This is a genomic window from Roseitalea sp., assembly GCF_984466335.1.
Window position 1 is genome coordinate 218 of sequence record NZ_CFIFWG010000051.1, and the last position, 17,742, is coordinate 17,959.

The 17,742-nt window shown below is 67.1% G+C and carries 14 protein-coding genes and 1 pseudogene; 2 read left to right on the forward strand and 13 right to left on the reverse strand.

Annotated features, from left to right (window positions below; all coding sequences use genetic code 11):
• From AC5E6L_RS06695 to AC5E6L_RS06715, 5 genes are all read right to left on the reverse strand, one after another.
• The coding region (locus tag AC5E6L_RS06695) for an efflux RND transporter permease subunit (RefSeq protein WP_491772128.1) at nt 1-1,356 on the reverse strand (1,356 nt) is incomplete at its 3' end.
• A 3-nt stretch (nt 1,357-1,359) separates the two neighbouring features.
• On the reverse strand, nt 1,360-2,883 hold the full coding sequence (locus AC5E6L_RS06700; protein ID WP_491772130.1) for an efflux RND transporter periplasmic adaptor subunit: 1,524 nt from the start codon (nt 2,881-2,883) through the stop codon (nt 1,360-1,362).
• 129 nt (nt 2,884-3,012) lie between these two features.
• Nucleotides 3,013-4,023: an Hsp33 family molecular chaperone gene (locus AC5E6L_RS06705; protein ID WP_491230550.1), complete on the reverse strand. Its 1,011-nt coding sequence runs from the start codon at nt 4,021-4,023 to the stop codon at nt 3,013-3,015.
• 28 nt (nt 4,024-4,051) lie between these two features.
• Nucleotides 4,052-4,969, reverse strand: coding sequence for an ornithine carbamoyltransferase (gene argF / locus AC5E6L_RS06710; RefSeq protein ID WP_491230551.1), 918 nt, complete (start codon nt 4,967-4,969; stop codon nt 4,052-4,054).
• Between the two features lie 41 nt (nt 4,970-5,010).
• Entirely contained in the window at nt 5,011-6,201 is a 1,191-nt protein-coding gene (locus tag AC5E6L_RS06715; protein ID WP_491230552.1) for an aspartate aminotransferase family protein, read from the reverse strand.
• Between the two features lie 367 nt (nt 6,202-6,568).
• Here AC5E6L_RS06715 and AC5E6L_RS06720 point away from each other — a divergent pair, with 367 nt between their 5' ends.
• Nucleotides 6,569-7,117 (forward strand): GcrA family cell cycle regulator, encoded by a 549-nt coding sequence (locus AC5E6L_RS06720; RefSeq protein WP_491772133.1) that lies wholly within the window; start codon nt 6,569-6,571, stop codon nt 7,115-7,117.
• A gap of 166 nt (nt 7,118-7,283) precedes the next feature.
• Here AC5E6L_RS06720 and phoB read toward each other — a convergent pair whose 3' ends face one another.
• From phoB to AC5E6L_RS06755, 7 genes and pseudogenes are all read right to left on the reverse strand, one after another.
• On the reverse strand, nt 7,284-7,976 hold the full coding sequence (phoB, locus tag AC5E6L_RS06725) for a phosphate regulon transcriptional regulator PhoB (protein ID WP_491772135.1): 693 nt from the start codon (nt 7,974-7,976) through the stop codon (nt 7,284-7,286).
• A 38-nt stretch (nt 7,977-8,014) separates the two neighbouring features.
• Nucleotides 8,015-8,734, reverse strand: coding sequence for a phosphate signaling complex protein PhoU (gene phoU / locus AC5E6L_RS06730; protein WP_491228279.1), 720 nt, complete (start codon nt 8,732-8,734; stop codon nt 8,015-8,017).
• Nucleotides 8,735-8,780: 46 nt separating this feature from the next.
• Nucleotides 8,781-9,530, reverse strand: a pseudogene (gene pstB, locus AC5E6L_RS06735) (phosphate ABC transporter ATP-binding protein PstB); the annotation flags it as partial.
• A gap of 89 nt (nt 9,531-9,619) precedes the next feature.
• Nucleotides 9,620-10,930: a phosphate ABC transporter permease PstA gene (gene pstA, locus AC5E6L_RS06740; RefSeq protein ID WP_491228280.1), complete on the reverse strand. Its 1,311-nt coding sequence runs from the start codon at nt 10,928-10,930 to the stop codon at nt 9,620-9,622.
• Nucleotides 10,927-12,414, reverse strand: a complete 1,488-nt coding sequence (pstC, locus tag AC5E6L_RS06745) for a phosphate ABC transporter permease subunit PstC (RefSeq protein WP_491772137.1) — start codon at nt 12,412-12,414, stop codon at nt 10,927-10,929. The genes pstA and pstC overlap by 4 nt, the downstream gene beginning before the upstream one ends.
• Nucleotides 12,415-12,613: 199 nt before the next feature.
• Nucleotides 12,614-13,648 (reverse strand): PstS family phosphate ABC transporter substrate-binding protein, encoded by a 1,035-nt coding sequence (locus AC5E6L_RS06750; protein ID WP_491228282.1) that lies wholly within the window; start codon nt 13,646-13,648, stop codon nt 12,614-12,616.
• A 133-nt stretch (nt 13,649-13,781) separates the two neighbouring features.
• Entirely contained in the window at nt 13,782-15,077 is a 1,296-nt protein-coding gene (locus AC5E6L_RS06755; RefSeq protein WP_491772140.1) for an ATP-binding protein, read from the reverse strand.
• 471 nt (nt 15,078-15,548) lie between these two features.
• Between AC5E6L_RS06755 and ppk2 the strand changes: the two genes are divergently transcribed.
• The gene (gene ppk2, locus AC5E6L_RS06760; RefSeq protein ID WP_491772144.1) at nt 15,549-16,439 is read left to right on the forward strand and encodes a polyphosphate kinase 2; all 891 of its coding nucleotides are present in this window, start codon (nt 15,549-15,551) and stop codon (nt 16,437-16,439) included.
• Nucleotides 16,440-16,450: 11 nt separating this feature from the next.
• Here the strand turns inward: ppk2 and AC5E6L_RS06765 are convergent, their stop codons facing one another.
• A complete protein-coding gene (locus tag AC5E6L_RS06765; RefSeq protein WP_491772142.1) occupies nt 16,451-17,557 on the reverse strand; it encodes a hypothetical protein in 1,107 nt (368 codons plus the stop codon).
• Nucleotides 17,558-17,742: the final 185 nt, after the last annotated feature.

Consider the following 17,742-nt stretch of genomic DNA (forward strand, 5'->3'; position numbering starts at 1 on the left):
GAGCAGCAGCGGGGCGAACGTGGCGACCGTCGTCGCAAGCGCAGCGCTCACCGGCGTGAACATGGCGCCGACGCCGTTCTCGGCGGCCGTGACCGGATCGTCGCCCATGGCCAGGCGCGTGTCGGTGTGCTCGCCGACGACGATCGCGTCGTCGACGATGACGCCGAGCATCATGATCAGCGCGAAAAGGCTCATCATGTTGATCGTCTGGCCGAAGACGAACATCAGCCCGATCGTGGCGAGCAGCGCGACCGGAATGCCGGCGGCGACCCAGACGGCGATCCGCACATGCAGGAACGCGAACAGGACGATCAGAACGAGCGCGAGACCGGTCAGCCCGTTCTTGACCAGCAGCATGATGCGTTCGTTCAGCGCCTCGGCGCGCACCTCGTAGAGCTGCATTTCGAGGCCGGGCGGCAGTTGCGGCCTGATCTCCGACACATAGTCCTGAAGGATCGCGTTGGTCGTCAGCGTGTCGGCGCTCGCCGTCGCCTGCACGTCGATCTCGATGGCGGGAAGCCGGTTGGAGAAACCCCGGACGGCGCCGTCCTCGAAATCGTCCTCGATGGCGGCGATGTCTCCGAGGCGGACCTTTTCGCCCGTCGGCAGGGCGCGGACTTCGATCGCCCCGAGCGCGCGGGCGCTTTCGGCCTCGGCGACGGCGCGCAATTGCCGCTCGACCGGCCCGTCCAGGCTGCCGGACGGCAGATCGCGCGAATTGTTGTCGATGGCGCGCGCGATGTCGGCGATCGTCAGGTCCAGCCGGCGCAGTTCTCGCTCGGGCACGCTCACCCGCAGTTCGGGGTCCCGCATGCCGGTGAAGCTGACCTTGTCGATGCCGCGCTCGATCAGGTCGTCGCGGATGCGGTAGGCCCAGTCGCGCACCACCGCCTCGGGCACGTCGCCGCCGATGGAAACCGAGGCGACGCGGTCGAACCATTGACTGGTCGTCACGCTGGGCTCCTCGGCGCCCTCGGGCAGGTTTCCGATCGCCTTGGCGGCCGCCTCGACATCGGCGACGGCCCGCTGCATGTTCGTGCCCTCCTCGAAATCGAGGCGGATCGAGGCCGCCCCTTCCCGGGCGTACGAGTTGACCTGCTTGACGCCGTCGATGAAGCGCAGTCCGGGCTCGGCGACCGCCAATATGTTGCGCTCGACATCCTCGGCGCTGGCGCCCGACCAGGCGATGGAGACCGAAACGGTCGACGTTTCGATGGTCGGAAAGAACTGCGTGTCGATCCGCGCCAGCGCGAACACGCCGAACAGGATCATCAGCACCATAAGCAGATTGGCCGCGTTGGGATGGCGCAGGAATGCGCCGATGATCGGATGCTTGGCGCCGCTGCCGACGAGCATGGATCAGCCGCCCCGCGCCCGGCCGCCGGCCGTCTCGCGCGCCTGGCGCAGATAGGACCGGCGTTCCCGGCCCGTGAGCGCGTTCCATTGATCGTCCGTCAGGCCGCTGATCCGCTTCGCCGCCGCGATCGTTTCCGGCGGCGATCGCCCCCCGGTGACCGGCGATCCAGGGTCCGCCGGCGCGGCCTGTCCGGCGCCGGCCCCGGCGACGGTGACCCGCAGCCCGTCCTCGACGTTGGACAGGCGGGTCGTCAGCACCTGATCGCCATCCACAAGGCCCGCGCCGACGATCACGTCGCTGCCCTCGAAGGCGACGATTTCGACCGTGCGCCGCGCCAGGCGGCCCTTTTCGACCACATACATGGTGTCGGTGCCGTGAAGCGCGGTTTCAGGCAGGCGCACGGCGTCCGCGTAGAGCCGGTCGGGCACGGACACGGCGACAAAGGCGCCTGGCCGCAACTGCACGGGCGCGTCGGACATGGCGATCCGGGCATAGACGTCGATGCCGCCCCGGTCGGCGGCGATGTCCGCGCCGATCCGGTCGACGGTCGCGGTGTAGGCGTAATCGACATGGCCGACGGTCCAGACCAGCGACACGCCGCGGCCGATCAGCGGATCGGTGTCGGTCGCGATCCTGCCGTACTGCGCGTCGGTCAGGGTGAACCGCACATCGAGCGCGGTATCGTCGTACATGGCGACGGCGACATCGCCTGCCGCCACGATCCGGCCGGTCTCGACGGTCGAGGAGCGGATGACGCCGGCAAAGGGCGCGCGCACGGTCGTATCGTCCAGATTGCGCCCGGCGCGGCGCACGCCGAGCCGCTGCCGGGTTCGCACGGCGCGCTGCTGGTCGAGCCGGGCCTGCTCGATGGCGATGTTGTTGACCCGCTGCGAGACCGACTGTTCGCGCTGGGAGACGACCAGCGTGCGGTCCTCGACCTGCCTTGCGGTGAGCGCGCCGTTGGACCGGAGCCGTTCGGCGCGCGCAAGGTCGTTGCGCGCCAGGGCGAGCTGGTCGCGGGCGATGTCGAGCTGCGCGCGCTCGGAGGTCAGCCGCGCGGCGATCTCGGCGATCGTTGCATCGGTCTGGGCGAGGCCGGCACGCGCCTCGGCGAGCGCGATTTCAGCGTTGAAAGGGTCTATCGCGAACAGAAGGGCGCCGGCCTCGACACGGTCTCCGGCGGACAGGGCCGGATTGACCTGCACCACTTCACCGGAAGCGGGGGGGCGGATGTCGACGGTCCTGCCGGCGGTCACCTCCCCGAACAGGCTGACCATCGGGCGCTGGTCCCCGGTGGACGCGAACATGGCCTGGACAGGCACCGAAATCTCCGGCTGCGGCCTGGCGGTGCGCTCGGGCGCGGCGGCGATCATGCGTTCCATGACGAGGTAGGAACCGGCCAGGATCGCCACCATCAGGGCCGCCTGGACGACCGTGCGCATAGCAGCGGCCACGCCGCCGGGTTCCGGCCGCGCCCTCGCCGGCCGGTCTTCGACGGTTTCCGGTTCTTCCACGGATTTCAGCATCGGCGTGTTCCTGCCGCACGACCATATGGCCCGGGACGGCGGCCACAAGTTAAAACTTCGTCATGTTGGCCGGCCCGATCGCCCGCTTCCGGCCAGGTCCGTTCTTTACGCCGGCCGCGCCGGAAAGGATCAGTCGCCGGCCCCGTCAGCCTCGAACGCATAGGCCGTCGAGCAGAATTCGCAGGTGATGACGATCCTGCCGTCGCTCTCGGCTTCCGCCTTGTCGACGTCCGAAAGCCTGCCCAGAACGTCGGCAACCTTGCGCCGCGAACAGGTGCACCGTTCGGCGAGGGGCCGGGCCTCGTGCACGCGCACGCCGCGTTCGTGGAACAGGCGGAACAAAAGCGTGTGCACGCCGACGCCTTCGTCGATCAGCTCATCGTCGTCGACCGTGCCCAGCAGTGCCTTGACCTCCGCCCAGGCATCATCGTCCTCGAACCTTGGGATCTGCGCGCCCTCGGGCGCATCGCCCGGATGCAGGTCGGCCCTCGGCACGCGCTCGGGCGCTGCGGGCAGGAACTGGGCGAGGATTCCGCCGGCCCGCCAGGCCCGTTCGACCGCGCCGTTCTCGCCGCGCCTCGACAGACGGCCGACGGCCAGGCGCACCTCGGTCGGGATCTGCTCGGACTGGCGGAAATAGTTGCGCGCGATCTGTTCGAGCGAGGCGCCGTCGAGCGGTACGATGCCCTGATAGCGCTGCATCCGGGCGCCCTGATCGACCGTGAGCGCCAGCGTGCCCTTGCCGAGCAGGTGTTCGGGCAAGGCGCGCCCCGCCGCATCGGCGGCGGCGACCCTTTCGGCATCGAACTTGGCATAGCCGCGCATCGTGCCCGGCGTTGCGAAGTCGACGACGAGCAGCGAGACGGGGCCTTCGGCCTGCGCCTGGACGATGAACTTGCCGTCGAACTTGAGCGATGAGCCCAGCAGCGCGGTCAGGACGGTCATTTCGCCCAGAAGGCGGGCGACCGGCTCGGGATAGGCGTGGCGCGACAGGATCGTATCGAGCGCGTCACCCATCAGAACGGCGCGGCCGCGCGCGTCCAGCGCATCGACTTGGAACGGAACCACGGCATCGAGCCCCACGGGCGCCGGGTCTGCCGACCGGAACCCTCCCGACGGCGTTGAAGGAGTGTCGGTCATCATCGTGTCTTTCGTTCGGTCCGCCCGTTCAGAGCGTTGCCTCCAGACACCATGCGATGATCGCCTTCTGCACGTGCATGCGGTTCTCGGCTTCGTCGAGAACCACCGATTGCGGTCCGTCAATGACCGCGTCGGTCACCTCCTCGCCGCGATGGGCCGGAAGGCAGTGCATGAACAGCGCGTCCGGCTTGGCATGGGCCATGAGCGCCTGGTTGACCTGATAGGGCATGAACACATTGTGGCCGCGGGCACGCTCTTCCTGGCCCATGGAAACCCAGGTGTCGGTGACGACGGCATCGGCGTCGCGCACGGCCGCTTCCGGCTCGTGGGTGAGGGACACCTTGCCGCCCTGGCCGCGCGCCCAGTCGATATAGGCATGCTCGGGCCGATTGCCACTGGGCGTGGCGACCGCCAGTTCGAAGCCGAACCGGGCGCTGGCCTCGATCATCGAGTGCAGCACATTGTTGCCGTCGCCCGACCAGGCGAACTTGCGGCCGGCGATGGTGCCGCGATGTTCCTGGAAGGTCATCACGTCGGCCATGATCTGGCAGGGGTGGGTGGCGTCCGTCAGTCCGTTGACCACAGGCACGGTGGCGGCGTCGGCAAGTTCCCTGAGACGGTCATGGGCGTGGGTGCGGATCATGATGATGTCGACATAGCGCGACAGGACGCGCGCGGTATCGGCGATCGTCTCGTCGCGGCCGAGCTGCATCTCGCCGCCGGTCAGCATGATGGTCTCGCCGCCGAGCTGGCGCATGCCGACATCGAAGGACACGCGCGTGCGGGTGGACGGTTTTTCGAAGATCATCGCCAGCGCCTTGCCTTCCAGCGGGCGCGCGGCGCCGCCGGCCCTGTGGGCAACCTTGCCTGCGCGGGCATTGTCGATGATCGCCTGCAACTGGTTGCCGGCGATATCGGACAGATCGAGAAAATGACGAATACTCATTGGAATGCGAACATCGGGAACACGAACACAATGGACAAGGGTCAGGCCGCGCGACTGGCGGACAGGCCGCGCGCGGCGGCCTCAAGGCGCGACAGGCCTTCGCCGATCTCCTCGTCGGAAACGATCAGCGGCGGCAGGATGCGCACGACATTGTCGCCCGCCGGGACGACAAGCATGTGACCGGCGAACAGCGCGGCGACCACATCGGTGTTGGGCACGGCGCATTTCAGGCCGCTCATCAGCCCCTTGCCGCGCACTTCGGCGAACACGTCCGGGAACCGGTCGGCCAGCGCGTGCAGCCCTTGCTTCAGGCGCAGCGCCTTGCGCCCGACATCGTCCAGAAAGCCGTCGGCGAGCAGGATGTCGAGCACGGCGTTGCCGGCCGCCATGGCGAGCGGGTTGCCGCCATAGGTGGTGCCGTGCACGCCGGGCACCATGCCGCTTGCGGCCTCCTCGGTTGCAAGGCAGGCGCCGACCGGAAAACCGCCGCCGAGCGCCTTGGCCGAGGCCAGGATGTCGGGCGCGATGCCGGCGTGCTCATGGGCGAACAGCTTGCCCGTCCGCCCCATGCCGCACTGGATCTCGTCAAGGATCAGCAACAGGCCCCTGTCGTCGCACAGCGCGCGCAGATCGCGCAGGGTCTGCCCTGGCACCGGCCTGAGGCCGCCCTCGCCCTGGACGGGCTCGATCAGGATGGCGGCCGTCTCGTCGGTGACGGCCGCCTTGAGAGCATCCATGTCGCCGAGCGGTACCTGGTCGAAACCGGGCGCCTTGGGGCCGAACCCTTCCAGATATTTGGCCTGCCCGCCGGCGGCGATCGTGGCGATCGTCCGGCCATGGAAGGCGCCCTCGAAGGTGACGATGCCGACGCGCTCGGGCTGCCCGCCGGCATGGAAGTGGCGGCGCGCGGTCTTGATCGCGCACTCGATCGCCTCGGCCCCCGAATTGGTGAAGAAGACCCGGTCGGCGAAGGTTGCCGCGCACAGCCTTTCGGCCAGACGCGTCTGGCCCGGAATCTCATAGAGGTTCGATGTGTGCCACAGCTTGCCGGCCTGCGCGGTCAGCGCCGCGACCAGATGCGGATGGGCGTGGCCGAGCGCGTTGACGGCGATGCCGCTGCCGAAATCGAGATAGGCCTGGCCGGCGGTGTCGTAGAGCCAGGCGCCTTCGCCGCGGTCGACGGCAAGGGCGGCGCGCTTGTAGGTGTCGAACAGGGGCGTCCGCATCGTCATGGCCCGTTCCCTTTAGTCCCGCGCCGGCGCATCGGCGTTGCGCCAAACGAAAACGCCGCCCAGGGTGAGCGGCCCTTTCTCCATAGTGGCGGCGGCGCCATTCGTCAATTGCGCGGTAATCAGCCGTCGCGAGCCGCTTCCACGGGAAGGATTGTCGTGCTTGGGGCCAAATTGGGGATAAAGACAAAAATCGATTCAGCGCCACGGCGCGACTCTTGAAGAGCCCTCGGCCGGTATTGTAGCTTCCATCCAGCGGAGCTAGACGCCCCCGCAGAACATCGTTCCCTGGTCGCGCGTAAATGAGCCGGTCCTTACCATTGAGACCGAGCAAAAGGTTCGGATTCTGCGCATGGAAACGGAGACCATCGTGAGCTGGACTGACGAACGCGTTGACTTGCTTAAGAAATTTTGGGCGGACGGTCTGAGCGCGAGCCAGATTGCCGCCAAGCTGGGCGGCGTGAGCCGCAACGCGGTGATCGGCAAGGTGCATCGGCTGAAGCTTTCGGGACGGGCCAAGAGCACCAAAGGCGGCGCGCCCAAGGTCAAGCGGAGCGCGCCCGCGCGCCGCGGCGGCATCGCCCATGGCGGCGCTTCGCGCGTCAGCGCCTATGGGGCGGCGACGGCGCGCCCCGCCCCGGTCGCCTCGGGCGGCATGGCGGCGACCGCCCTCAAGCAGAGCCCGGACGCGCAGGCGCTCGTCGTGCCGGATTTGCGTCCGGTCGAAGATGTCGTCGTGCCGATCGCCAAGCGCTTGCCGCTGACGGAGTTGAACGAGCGGACCTGCAAATGGCCCTATGGCGATCCGCTGACGGACGAGTTCCATTTCTGCGGCCATTCGACCGAGGAGAAGTCGCCCTATTGCAGATATCACGGCAAGCTTGCCTTCCAGCAGAACGACCGCAAGAGGCAGCGCTGACGCTGCCGAGGTTTCCTCCCCAAGAACAGTGCGTAACAGCCTGGCCGCGGCATCCTCGTCGCGGCCTTTTGTTCATGGGGACAGAACTTCTATCTCTTTGACTTGTCGCGTTTTCGAAGCGCGAAACCGAACACGCTTTCGCTGAGCCCCCACAGGCGTTCCCGGCTCAAGCTCCCTCCAGCGCGTAGCCGGCGCCTCGAACCGTGCGTATGGGGTCGCGCAGCCGGCCATAATTGATCGACTTGCGCAGGCGACCGATATGGACGTCCACGGTCCGGTCGTCGACATAGATGTTTTCGCCCCAAACGCCGTCGAGCAACTGTCCGCGCGAGAAGACGCGGCCCGGCGCCTGAAGAAAGAATTCGAGCAGCCGGAATTCTGTCGGGCCGAGCTTGATCTCGCGCCCGTTGCGATAGACGCGATGGGTTTCGCGGTCCAGTTCGATATCCCCGACCTTGAGCAGGGAGGCGACGATCTCGGGGCGCGCGCGCCGCAGCATCGCCTTGACGCGGGCCAGCAGTTCAGGCGTCGAGAAGGGCTTGACGACATAGTCGTCGGCCCCCGTCGAAAGGCCGCGAATGCGCTCGCTCTCCTCGCCGCGGGCGGTCAGCATGATGATCGGCAGGCGCTGCGTCTCGGTGCGCGCGCGCAACCGGCGGCACAGTTCGATCCCGCTCAGCCCGGGCAGCATCCAGTCGAGGATCAACAGATCCGGCGGCGTTTCCTGAAGGGCGATCTCGGCATCGTCGCCGCGCAGGACCGTTTCGACCTTGTATCCTTCGGATTCCAGATTGTAGCGCAGGAGGACGCTCAGCGCTTCCTCGTCCTCGGCCACCATGATCCTTGGTGTCGCACCCATGGCTTTCGCCTTCCGTCCGTCCGGCCCGGCAGCCCCGGTCACCGATCCTCGTTCGCCTCGACGCTGACGCGGTGGCTCTTGTCTTCCTTGGGCCGGTAGGGCGGCATCTTCTCGCCCTCGACCATGTAGTAGACCGCCTCGGCGATATTCGTGGCGTGGTCGCCGATGCGCTCGATGTTCTTGGCGCAGAACAGAAGGTGCGTACAGGTTGTGATGTTGCGCGGATCCTCCATCATGTAGGTCAGGAGTTCGCGGAACAGCGATGTGTACATCGCATCGATTTCGTCGTCGCGGTCGCGGATCATCGCCAGCTTGTCCGTCGAGCGCGTGCCGTAGGCGTCGAGCACCTCCTTGAGCTGCGCCAGCGCCAGCTCGCACAGATGGTCGATGCCCCGCGCGAGCCGCACGCCATGGGCGCCCTCATTGATCGCATCGACCCGCTTGGCGATGTTCTTGGCCAGATCGCCGATGCGTTCGAGGTCGGTGGAGATGCGGATGGCGGCGAACACCTCGCGCAGATCGCTGGCGACCGGCTGGCGCTGGGCGATCACCAGGACCGACTTGTCGTCGATCATGCGCAGGCCCTCGTCGAGCACGAGGTCGTCGGTGACCACGCGCCGGGCCAGATGCAGGTCGTTTTCGACCAGCGCGCGCACCGACTGTTCGAGCATACGCTCGGCATGGCCGCCCATCTCGGCGATCTTGTGCGCCAGGAAGCTCATGTCTTCCTCGAACGCGGTCACGGTATGCTGCGACATCGATCCTGCTCCACGCGCCTGGTTGCCCGCCGATCGTTCGTCCATGTCATCCAAAACGCCCGGTGATGTAGTCCTGCGTGCGCTTTTCGGACGGGTTGGTGAACATGGTCTCGGTGTCGTCGACCTCGACCAGTTCGCCCAGATGGAACATGGCCGTGCGCTGCGAGACGCGGGCGGCCTGCTGCATGGAATGGGTGACGATCGCGATCGTGTAGTTCTGGCGCAGCTCGTCGATCAGTTCCTCGACGATGGCCGTCGCGATCGGATCGAGCGCCGAGCAGGGCTCGTCCATCAGGATCACCTCGGGCGACACGGCGATCGCGCGGGCGATGCACAGGCGCTGCTGCTGGCCGCCCGACAGGCCGGTGCCCGGCTCCTGGAGCCTGTCCTTGACCTCTTCCCAAAGGCCCGCGCCGCGCAGGCTCTGTTCGACCACGGTGTCGAGCTCGGCCTTGTTCTTGGCCAGCCCGTGAATGCGCGGACCGTAGGCGACGTTCTCGTAGATCGACTTGGGGAACGGGTTCGGCTTCTGGAAGACCATGCCCACGCGCGCGCGCAGCTCGACCACATCGACGCCCGGATCGTAGATGTCGTCATTGTCGAGCGTGATCCGGCCGGTCACCCGGCAACCCTCGATCGTGTCGTTCATTCGGTTCAGGCAGCGCAGATAGGTCGACTTGCCGCAACCGGAGGGCCCGATCAGCGCGGTCACCTGGCGCTCGCGGATTTCGAGGCTGACATCGATGATGGCCTGCTTTTCGCCGTAGAAGACGTCGACGCCCCTGCCGTTCATCTTGACCGGGAACTCGTTGGGGCCGGTCAGGGCCGCCTGGTCCGCAAAACCCTGTTCGATATCGACTTTCATATCGGTCGTCCTCATGTTCGTTACCACCGGCGCTCGAAACGGCGGCGCAGGATGATCGCCGTGATGTTCATGACCGCCAGGAACGCAAGCAGGATGAGGATCGCGCCGGAGGTGCGCTCGACGAAGGCGCGCTCGGCCTGGCCGGACCACATGTAGATCTGGACGGGCAGGGCCGTCGCCGGGTCGAAGGGCGTGCTCGGATAGTCGGCGACGAAGGCGACCATGCCGATCAGCAGCAGTGGCGCGGTTTCGCCGAGCGCCGTGGCAAGGCCGATGATCGTGCCGGTCAGGATGCCCGGCGCGGCAAGCGGCAGGACATGGTGGAAGACGGTCTGCATCTTCGAGGCGCCGATGCCGAGCGCCGCGTCGCGGATCGACGGCGGCACCGCCTTGAGTGCGGCGCGCGTGGCGATGATGATCGTCGGCAGCGTCATCAGGGTCAGCACCAGGCCGCCGACGATCGCCGCCGAACGCGGCAGGCCGACGAAGTTGATGAACACGGCCAGGCCAAGCAGGCCGTAGACGATCGACGGCACCGCGGCGAGGTTGTTGATGTTCACCTCGATGATGTCCGTCAGGCGGTTCTTGGGGGCGAACTCCTCAAGATAGATCGACGCGGCCACGCCGATCGGCAGGGCGAGCAGGAGCACGATCAGCATCATGTAGAACGAGCCGACGATCGCAACGCCCATGCCCGCCGTCTCGGGCCGGCTCGATGCGCCGAACACGAACAGGCCCGTGTTGAAGCGCAGCGTCATGAGGCCGTCTTCCTGCAACGTCTCCACGAATTCGAGCTGGCGGTCGGAAACGGGCCGGCGCTCCTCGGGCAGGGACAGGTTGTACTGGCCCTTGACCGCCGCGTCGATGTCGCCATGGGCGAGGAACCGGACCGTCATGCGCTGGCCGAGCAGCTCCGGGTCGGCCTGCAGCCGCTCGATCAGTTGCAGCGGCGCCCCTTGCGACAGGAGCGACTGCGCCACGCGCCGGTCGGCCCTGTCCTCGCCGTCGGCGCCCGTTGCGGCCACGATCGCGTTGCTGAGCAGCTGGCGCGACTGCGTGATCAGCGGGACGCGATTGTTCTGAAGCACGTCCTGCTCGTTGACGACGGCCGGATCGAAATTGATCTCAAGGTCGATGTTCGTTTGCCGGAAGGCGGTGTAGCCGTCCAGGACGATCGAGGCCAGAAGCGTGAACAGGAAGAACAGTCCGAGCGCGATCGCCAGCAGCCCGTAGGCGCGGAACCGGCGCTCGGCCGCATAGCGCGCCTTCAGACCGATGTCCTTTCGGCCCTGCACGGCGCCCGTGCCGGACGTCAGCGTTGCATCGGTCATTCATACTGCTCCCGGTACTTGCGGACGATGTAAAGCGCATAGACGTTGAGCGCCAGCGTGATGAAGAACAGCGTGATGCCCAGGGCGAAGGCGACCAGCGTCTGCGGCGAGGTGAACTCCAGGTCGCCGGTCAGCTGGCTGACGATCTTGACCGTCACCGTCGTCATCGGCTCGAACGGGTTGACGGTCAGGTTGGCGGCGATGCCGGCGGCCATCACCACGATCATGGTTTCGCCGATCGCCCGCGAGGCGGTCATCAGGAGCGCGCCGACGACGCCGGGAAGCGCTGCGGGCAGGATCACGCGCTTCATCGTTTCGGAGCGCGTCGCGCCCAGTCCGAGCGATCCGTCGCGCATGGCGCGCGGCACCGCGCTGATGATGTCGTCGGACAGGGACGAGACGAACGGGATCAGCATGATCCCCATCACCAGGCCCGCCGTCAGCACCGACTGGGCCGATATGAAGTCGTCGACATTGCCGGTCGCGATCCCGGCGATCTGCGCGGACAGGTCGCGCAGGAAGGGCCCCACCGCGATCAGCGCGAAGAAACCGTAGACGATCGTGGGGATGCCGGCGAGCACTTCGAGCAGCGGCTTTGCGATCGCGCGGAAGCGGGGCCCCGCATATTCGGACATGTAGACGGCGGCGAACAGACCGATCGGCACGGCCACCAGCATCGCCACGAAGGCGATGTAGAGCGTGCCGGCGAGCAGCGGGATCAGCCCGAACTGGCCCGCCGCCTCAGGGTCCTCGGCATTGGCGAAGCGCGGATCCCAGACGGTCCCGAAGAAGAAGTCCTGCGGCGGCACGGATGTGAAGAAGCGGCCCGTTTCCGAAACCATCGAGAGCACGATGCCGACCGTCGTCAGGATCGCCACGGTCGATGCCAGCACCAGGGCGGCGTGGATCACCCCCTCGACGCGGTTGCGCGCGCGCAGCCGTGCCTTGATCTGAACGAACGCCATCGCAAGGCCGGCCAGCGACAGGCCGATGACCGCGATCGCGCGCCATAACATGCTGGTGTCGGTCAGCCGGTTGAGGAGGACGGCCGAGTCGATCATCCAGTCCTCGACTTCCCCGGCGAGCGCCACGCCCTTTTCGGCCAGCAGGGGGCGAACGGGAACGAACCCGGCGGTCGCCTGCGTCAGTTCCTGTTCGCTAAGGAGCCGAAGACCGTCCGCGATGGCCTCGACCATGTTGACGGCCAGGCCCTGCCGGGTCGGCGACATGTCGAGGCGCTCACTGGCCGGTATCGAGCCGCGCACCTGGTTCTCGATGATCATCGGCGTGGTGAATGCCCAGGCGGCCAGAAGCAGGAGCGCCGGAATCATCGTCCAGACCACGATGTAGGAACCGTAATAGCCGGGCCGTGAATGCAGTTGCGAGGTCTCGCCGCCGACGATGGCGCGCGACCGCGCGGCCCCGGCCAGATAGCCCACCGCGCCCAGCACGAGCACGATCGTTATGAGCGTTACGACATTCATCGGGCGCCTATCACGGTTTTCGGGCGGTGCGCGCTAGGCACGCGGCGAGCTTTCCTCACGCATTCCCGGCACGCACTCATCGTGTTCGTTCCTAAGACCTCTTGCCTCCTGGCCGCGCGCGGGAAAGCGGCGAGGAAAGGCTGTGCGGCGCGATCCTTTGTTCGGGGCCGCGCCGCAAGTTCGTGAAGCCGCGGACGGCCTAGAGAGTTTCGCCGGCGGAGAAGGCCGCGCGGACGGCGTCGCGCTCTTCGTCCGGAGCGGCGACCAGGCCATATTCGGCCAGCGGGCTGTCGGGGCCCGTCATGGCGTCGGAGATGAAGAACTCGACATATTCCCGCAGGCCCGGAACGACGCCCAGATGCGCCTTCTTGACGTAGAAGAACAGCGGACGCGAGACCGGGTACTCGCCCGAGGCGATGGTCTCGGTCGAGGGCGTCACGCCGCTCATCGTGGCGACCTTCAGCCGGTCGGTGTTGTTCTCGTAGAAGGCCAGGCCGAACACGCCCATGCCTTCCCTGTTGGCGTCGATGCGCGCGAGGGTCTCGGTGTAGTCGCCGTCGATGTCGACCGTGCCGCCGTCCTTGCGGACCGCGTAGCAGTTCTCCTCGGCCGTGTCCTCGTCCATGCCGGCATCCATGCGGGCCTGAAGGCCGCCCGCCGCTTCGCAGCCGACCAGGAGAACCTTTTCCTCGAACACTTCGCGCGTGCCGTGCTTTTCGCCCGGAATGAACGCCTCGATGTCCCAATCGGGGAAATCGGCGCTCACATCGGCCCAGGTCCGGTTCGGATTGTCGACCAGTTCGCCGTCGACGACGATCCGGGCGGCGAGCGCCTGGTAGACGTGGATCGGTTCGAGCGTGAAGTCCGGACCGTTGATGTCGGTGGCGAAGACGATGCCGTCATAGCCGATCCGGATCTCCTGGATCTCGGTCACGCCGTTGCTCGCGCACGCTTCGATCTCGCTGGCGCGGATCTGGCGCGAGGCGTTGGCGATGTCGATGAATTCGGTGCCGACGCCGCGGCAGAATTCCTTCAGGCCGGCCGACGAGCCGCCGGACTCCACGATCGGCGTGGGAAAGTCGGGGAAGGTCTCGCCGAAGTTCTCGGCCACGATCGTCGCATAGGGCAGAACGGTCGAGGAGCCGGCGATCTGCACCTGATCGCGCGCGTGAGCGGCGGTGGTCAGCGCGGTCGCGCCGAGCGCTGCAACGAGTGCAACTTTCAAGGATTTCATGGGTAACTCCCGATAGGGCTCGTGTCCATATTGCCGCGATGCGGCCGTGGATGCCGGCATGGGCCGGCGAACCTCGTTTTAGCGGTATCGCGATGCAGCTTTTATGACAGAAGAAAAACAGTTTTGTGACAAGTCAATTCATTGATTTTTCTTTGAAATTCCGTTTTTCTGGACTCTTTTCCGCCTCCAGGGCGGGAATTGTGACACGCACCGCCGTACCTTCGCCCGGCTGCGATCGGATGGTCAAACGACCCTCGTGGCGCGTGACGATGTGCTTGACGATGGCAAGGCCCAGACCGGTGCCCTGCTTGCCGCGGCTGGTCTCCACATCCACGCGGTAAAAGCGCTCGGTCAGCCGCGCCAGATGCTCCTCGGCGATGCCCGGACCCCGGTCGCGTACGTCCACCGATATGGCCGGTATGCCTCCGAGCCGCTCGGGCGCGGCGACGATCTCGACGCGCTTGCCGTCGCCGCCATATTTGATGGCGTTCTCGACCAGATTGTCGAAAAGCTGGATCAGCTCGTCCCGGCTGCCGCGCACATGGCCGCAATGGCCGGCGAGCGCGGATCGCTCCAGGGTGACCGTGATGTCGTCGCGCCCGGCGACGGGCTGAAACGCGCCAACGACATGGACGAGCGCGTCGACCAGATCGACGTCGATGAAGTCCGAGCGGCCGAGCGCCGTCTCGAAGCGGCTGAGGGAAAGAAGGTCGTCGATCAGACGCGACATGCGCTCGGCCTGCTCATGCATGATGGCCAGGAAGCGCTCGCGCGCATCGGCATCGTCGCGCGCCGGCCCGGCCAGCGTTTCGATGAAGCCGCTCAGCGAAGCCAGGGGCGTGCGCAGCTCGTGGCTGGCATTGGCGATGAAATCGGTGCGCATCCGCTCGGCGCGGCGCAGTTCGCTCAGATCCCGGAAGTGCAGCAGGAAGTCGCCGCTTCCGTTGCCGGTCGGCGGCAAGGCGGCGATCGAGACCAGAAACCAGTGCTCGCGCGGCGTGCGCTCGACCAGTTCGGCCGGCGCGGGCCTGCCGCCTGCCATGGCCTTATGGATCATGTCCAGAACCTCCGGCGAGCGGAAGCGGATCAGAACCGACGTGCCCGGCTGCATCGCCCCCAGCACATTGCGATATTGCCGGTTGGCATGGCGCACCATGCCGCGCCGGTCGATCAGCAGCACCGGGTCGGGGATGCCGTCGAGCGCCGCGCCGTAAAGACCCTGCTCCTGGCGCAGTCCCCCGTTCTCACCGGCCCCCGCACGCCGCCGCTCCGCATCGGTGCGCACCGGCGCGAACATGCTGACGGCGAGCATCAGCCCGGCGAGGCCGAGGAACTGGAGGCCGTCGATGCGGCCGCCGGCCAGCAGCGCGGCGAACAGCAGGACGGATGCCGCCAGCGGGAAGCGGTTCGAGACAAGGCGTCGGCGCATGCCGGCCCACCACTGGCTCCATCTTTGCATGCCGGTTCCGGGCATCGTCACTCTTTCCGCCGGCGGCGCGGCACGCGGCGCTGGTCCTCCTTGGGCATGTCTCGTGGTCCCCGGTTCACATGCAATGATCCAACTCTTTGATTATGGGCATGTTCTTATCCGAAAACCGCATACACTTTTCGGGAGCATGCCCCTTATGGCCCATTGCGCGCCGGCGGAACACCGCCGGGCGGCCATTGGGCGGAAAGCGCTTCGCCCCAAGGCTTTGGCGAAAATCGCCCATTTCAGCGTCGCACAGCCTCCAAAGGGGCCACCCTTCCATCGGCCGTGCTCCTGGAACTGGACGATTGTCGCGCAAATCCAAACGCGCTCCTAAGCCGGGGACAGCCTCTAACGCGCAATGTGTTGCATCACGATGACACAGCGCCGATTATCCGGCCCGCGGCACGGGCCGTGAAGGGCGAGGCTGGCATGACGGGCGAGGCTGGAAGATATGGCCGGCGCATCGAGATCGATCTCGATGGGGACAGGCACCTTTTCGACATAGACGATCCCGACCTTCCGGACTGGGTCGACGCGCGCGCGCTGACGGCGGGCGGCTATCCCTATTCCGAAAAGATGGAGCGCGATCTGTATGAGGACCGGTTGCGGGGCCTTCAGGAACAGCTCGTCAGGCTGCAAGAGCACATGAAGCGCTCCGGCGAGCGGATCATCGCCATATTCGAGGGGCGGGACGCGGCCGGAAAGGGCGGCACGATCAGCCGTTTCCGGCACTATCTCAATCCGCGCAACGCGCGCGTGGTCGCGCTGCCCAAACCGTCCGACCGCGAGCGCGGCCAATGGTATTTCCAGCGCTATGTCGACCATTTCCCCACCCAGGGCGAGATCATCGCCTTTGACCGGTCCTGGTACAATCGCGGCGGCGTCGAGCCGGTCATGGGCTTCTGCACGGTCGACCAGCATACCGCCTTCCTGGGCGATGCGCCCAATTTCGAGCGCATCATCGTCGACGAGGGCATCCATTTCTTCAAGTTCTGGCTCAATATCGGCCGCGAGACCCAGCTCAAGCGCTTCCACGACCGCCGCCACTGCACGCTCAAGCACTGGAAGCTGTCGGACATCGACATTGTCGGCATGCACAAATGGGACGATTACACCCGCGCCCGCAACCAGATGATCGCCGCCACCCACACGCGGCACGCGCCCTGGACCGTGGTGCGCTTCAACGACAAGCGGCGCGGCCGCCTCGAAGTGCTGCGGCATATTCTCGACCGGATCGACTTTGGCGGGCGCGAAATGGAACTGATCGGCGCGGCCGACCCCCGCATCATCGGCGACGGGCTTGGGATGCTCGACGATTGAGCGGGCGCGGCCTATTGGGGGGCGTCGCGGACCCGCGCAGACAAAAGGTTGACGGCGCGGCCGCCTCCCTCGATGTCGGTCCGCAGGATCACGAGGCCGGGCTCGCGCGGCGCGGCGCGGTCGGGCAGGTCGACGTGGAACAGGAACTCGGTCTCGGCCTGGTCGACATGGAAGCGCCTGCGGCCGCAATCGCCCAAGGGGCCGAAGTCGCACGTCACCGACATTTGCGTGGGCGCGCCATCGTCCGACCGCGCGCGAAGGCCGACCTGGATGCGGCGGCCCGCAAGGCCCTGGAGCACGCCGACCGGCACGTCGATATAGACGCGGCCGTCGCCGCCCGGCGTGACCAGACGTGCATAATCGCCGAACGGATCGGTTTCGATCGAGGCCGTCGCGGCGCCTTCGAGCCGGAGCACGGTCGGATCGGACGGCTCGAACAGACCAATCCACTCATCGTCACCACTTGTCTCGGCCGCCCTTTGCGGCGCGGTGGCCGTGCCCGGATCGCGGCCGGCAAAGCCCTCCTGCTCAAGCCGGAGCGGCGGGTTGCGCACGGCGGTGTCGCGCGCCTGCTCGCCGACGAACGCGCCCGAGGTCATCACCCACCAAAGGCCGCCGAACATGAGCGCGGCGGCGACGACCACGGCGAACATCGTCGCGAACGGGCCGCGATCGACGCGGAGCGGCGAGCGGCGCACGAAGGGCGCGCTTTCGGCACTGTGCGCTTCGGCTTCGCGCCGGCGTGTCTGTGCACGCGGTTCGACATAAAGATGACCGGCCGCCGCCACGGGCGCCACCGGATCGGGCGCGACCGGCGGCACGCGCGGCTCGGGCGCCGCGGACACGGGCGGCGGCGATGCCTCCGCCGACGGTCCGAGCGTGGGCGGCCGGACCGGCGGCTGCGCCGCATCGGCCCCGTAGTCGGCCTCGACGGCATGGACGGCTTCGCCCAGCCGGAGCGTTTGTTCTTCGAGCCGTTCCCTGGTCGCCTCGCCGCGCGCGGCCAACGACCGCTGCACGGCGGTGGCCGCCGCCTCGTAGACCCGCCGGCGGAAGGCCGGATCGTCGGCATCGCCCTTTTCGAGCGCCTTGCGCAACGCATGTTCCAGGCTGTTCACCGTCGCGATCCTCGTCAGCGGGCTCGACGGGCGGTGTATCGACCGCCCCTTTCACAGGCCATGACACAATTGCGAACGGGTGAAAAGCCCGCCCCGGCGGCGCCCGGCAGACAGGTTTCCGGCCCGAATCACCGCTGAATCCGCCCCAAAAGGCCGCCTGGCGGGCCGAGGGCCGATTGCCGCTT

Excerpts from the sequence above, each read along its gene's own strand:
- AC5E6L_RS06715 (WP_491230552.1), bottom strand. The coding sequence starts at position 6,201 with ATGACGATGCGGACGCCCCTGTTCGACACCTACAAGCGCGCCGCCCTT.
- phoB (WP_491772135.1), bottom strand. The coding sequence starts at position 7,976 with ATGGGTGCGACACCAAGGATCATGGTGGCCGAGGACGAGGAAGCGCTG.
- AC5E6L_RS06750 (WP_491228282.1), bottom strand. The coding sequence starts at position 13,648 with ATGAAATCCTTGAAAGTTGCACTCGTTGCAGCGCTCGGCGCGACCGCG.
- AC5E6L_RS06705 (WP_491230550.1), bottom strand. The coding sequence starts at position 4,023 with ATGACCGACACTCCTTCAACGCCGTCGGGAGGGTTCCGGTCGGCAGAC.
- phoU (WP_491228279.1), bottom strand. The coding sequence starts at position 8,734 with ATGTCGCAGCATACCGTGACCGCGTTCGAGGAAGACATGAGCTTCCTG.
- AC5E6L_RS06700 (WP_491772130.1), bottom strand. The coding sequence starts at position 2,883 with ATGCTGAAATCCGTGGAAGAACCGGAAACCGTCGAAGACCGGCCGGCG.
- pstC (WP_491772137.1), bottom strand. The coding sequence starts at position 12,414 with ATGAATGTCGTAACGCTCATAACGATCGTGCTCGTGCTGGGCGCGGTG.
- AC5E6L_RS06755 (WP_491772140.1), bottom strand. The coding sequence starts at position 15,077 with ATGCGCCGACGCCTTGTCTCGAACCGCTTCCCGCTGGCGGCATCCGTC.
- argF (WP_491230551.1), bottom strand. The coding sequence starts at position 4,969 with ATGAGTATTCGTCATTTTCTCGATCTGTCCGATATCGCCGGCAACCAG.
- pstA (WP_491228280.1), bottom strand. The coding sequence starts at position 10,930 with ATGACCGATGCAACGCTGACGTCCGGCACGGGCGCCGTGCAGGGCCGA.
- ppk2 (WP_491772144.1), top strand. The coding sequence starts at position 15,549 with ATGACGGGCGAGGCTGGAAGATATGGCCGGCGCATCGAGATCGATCTC.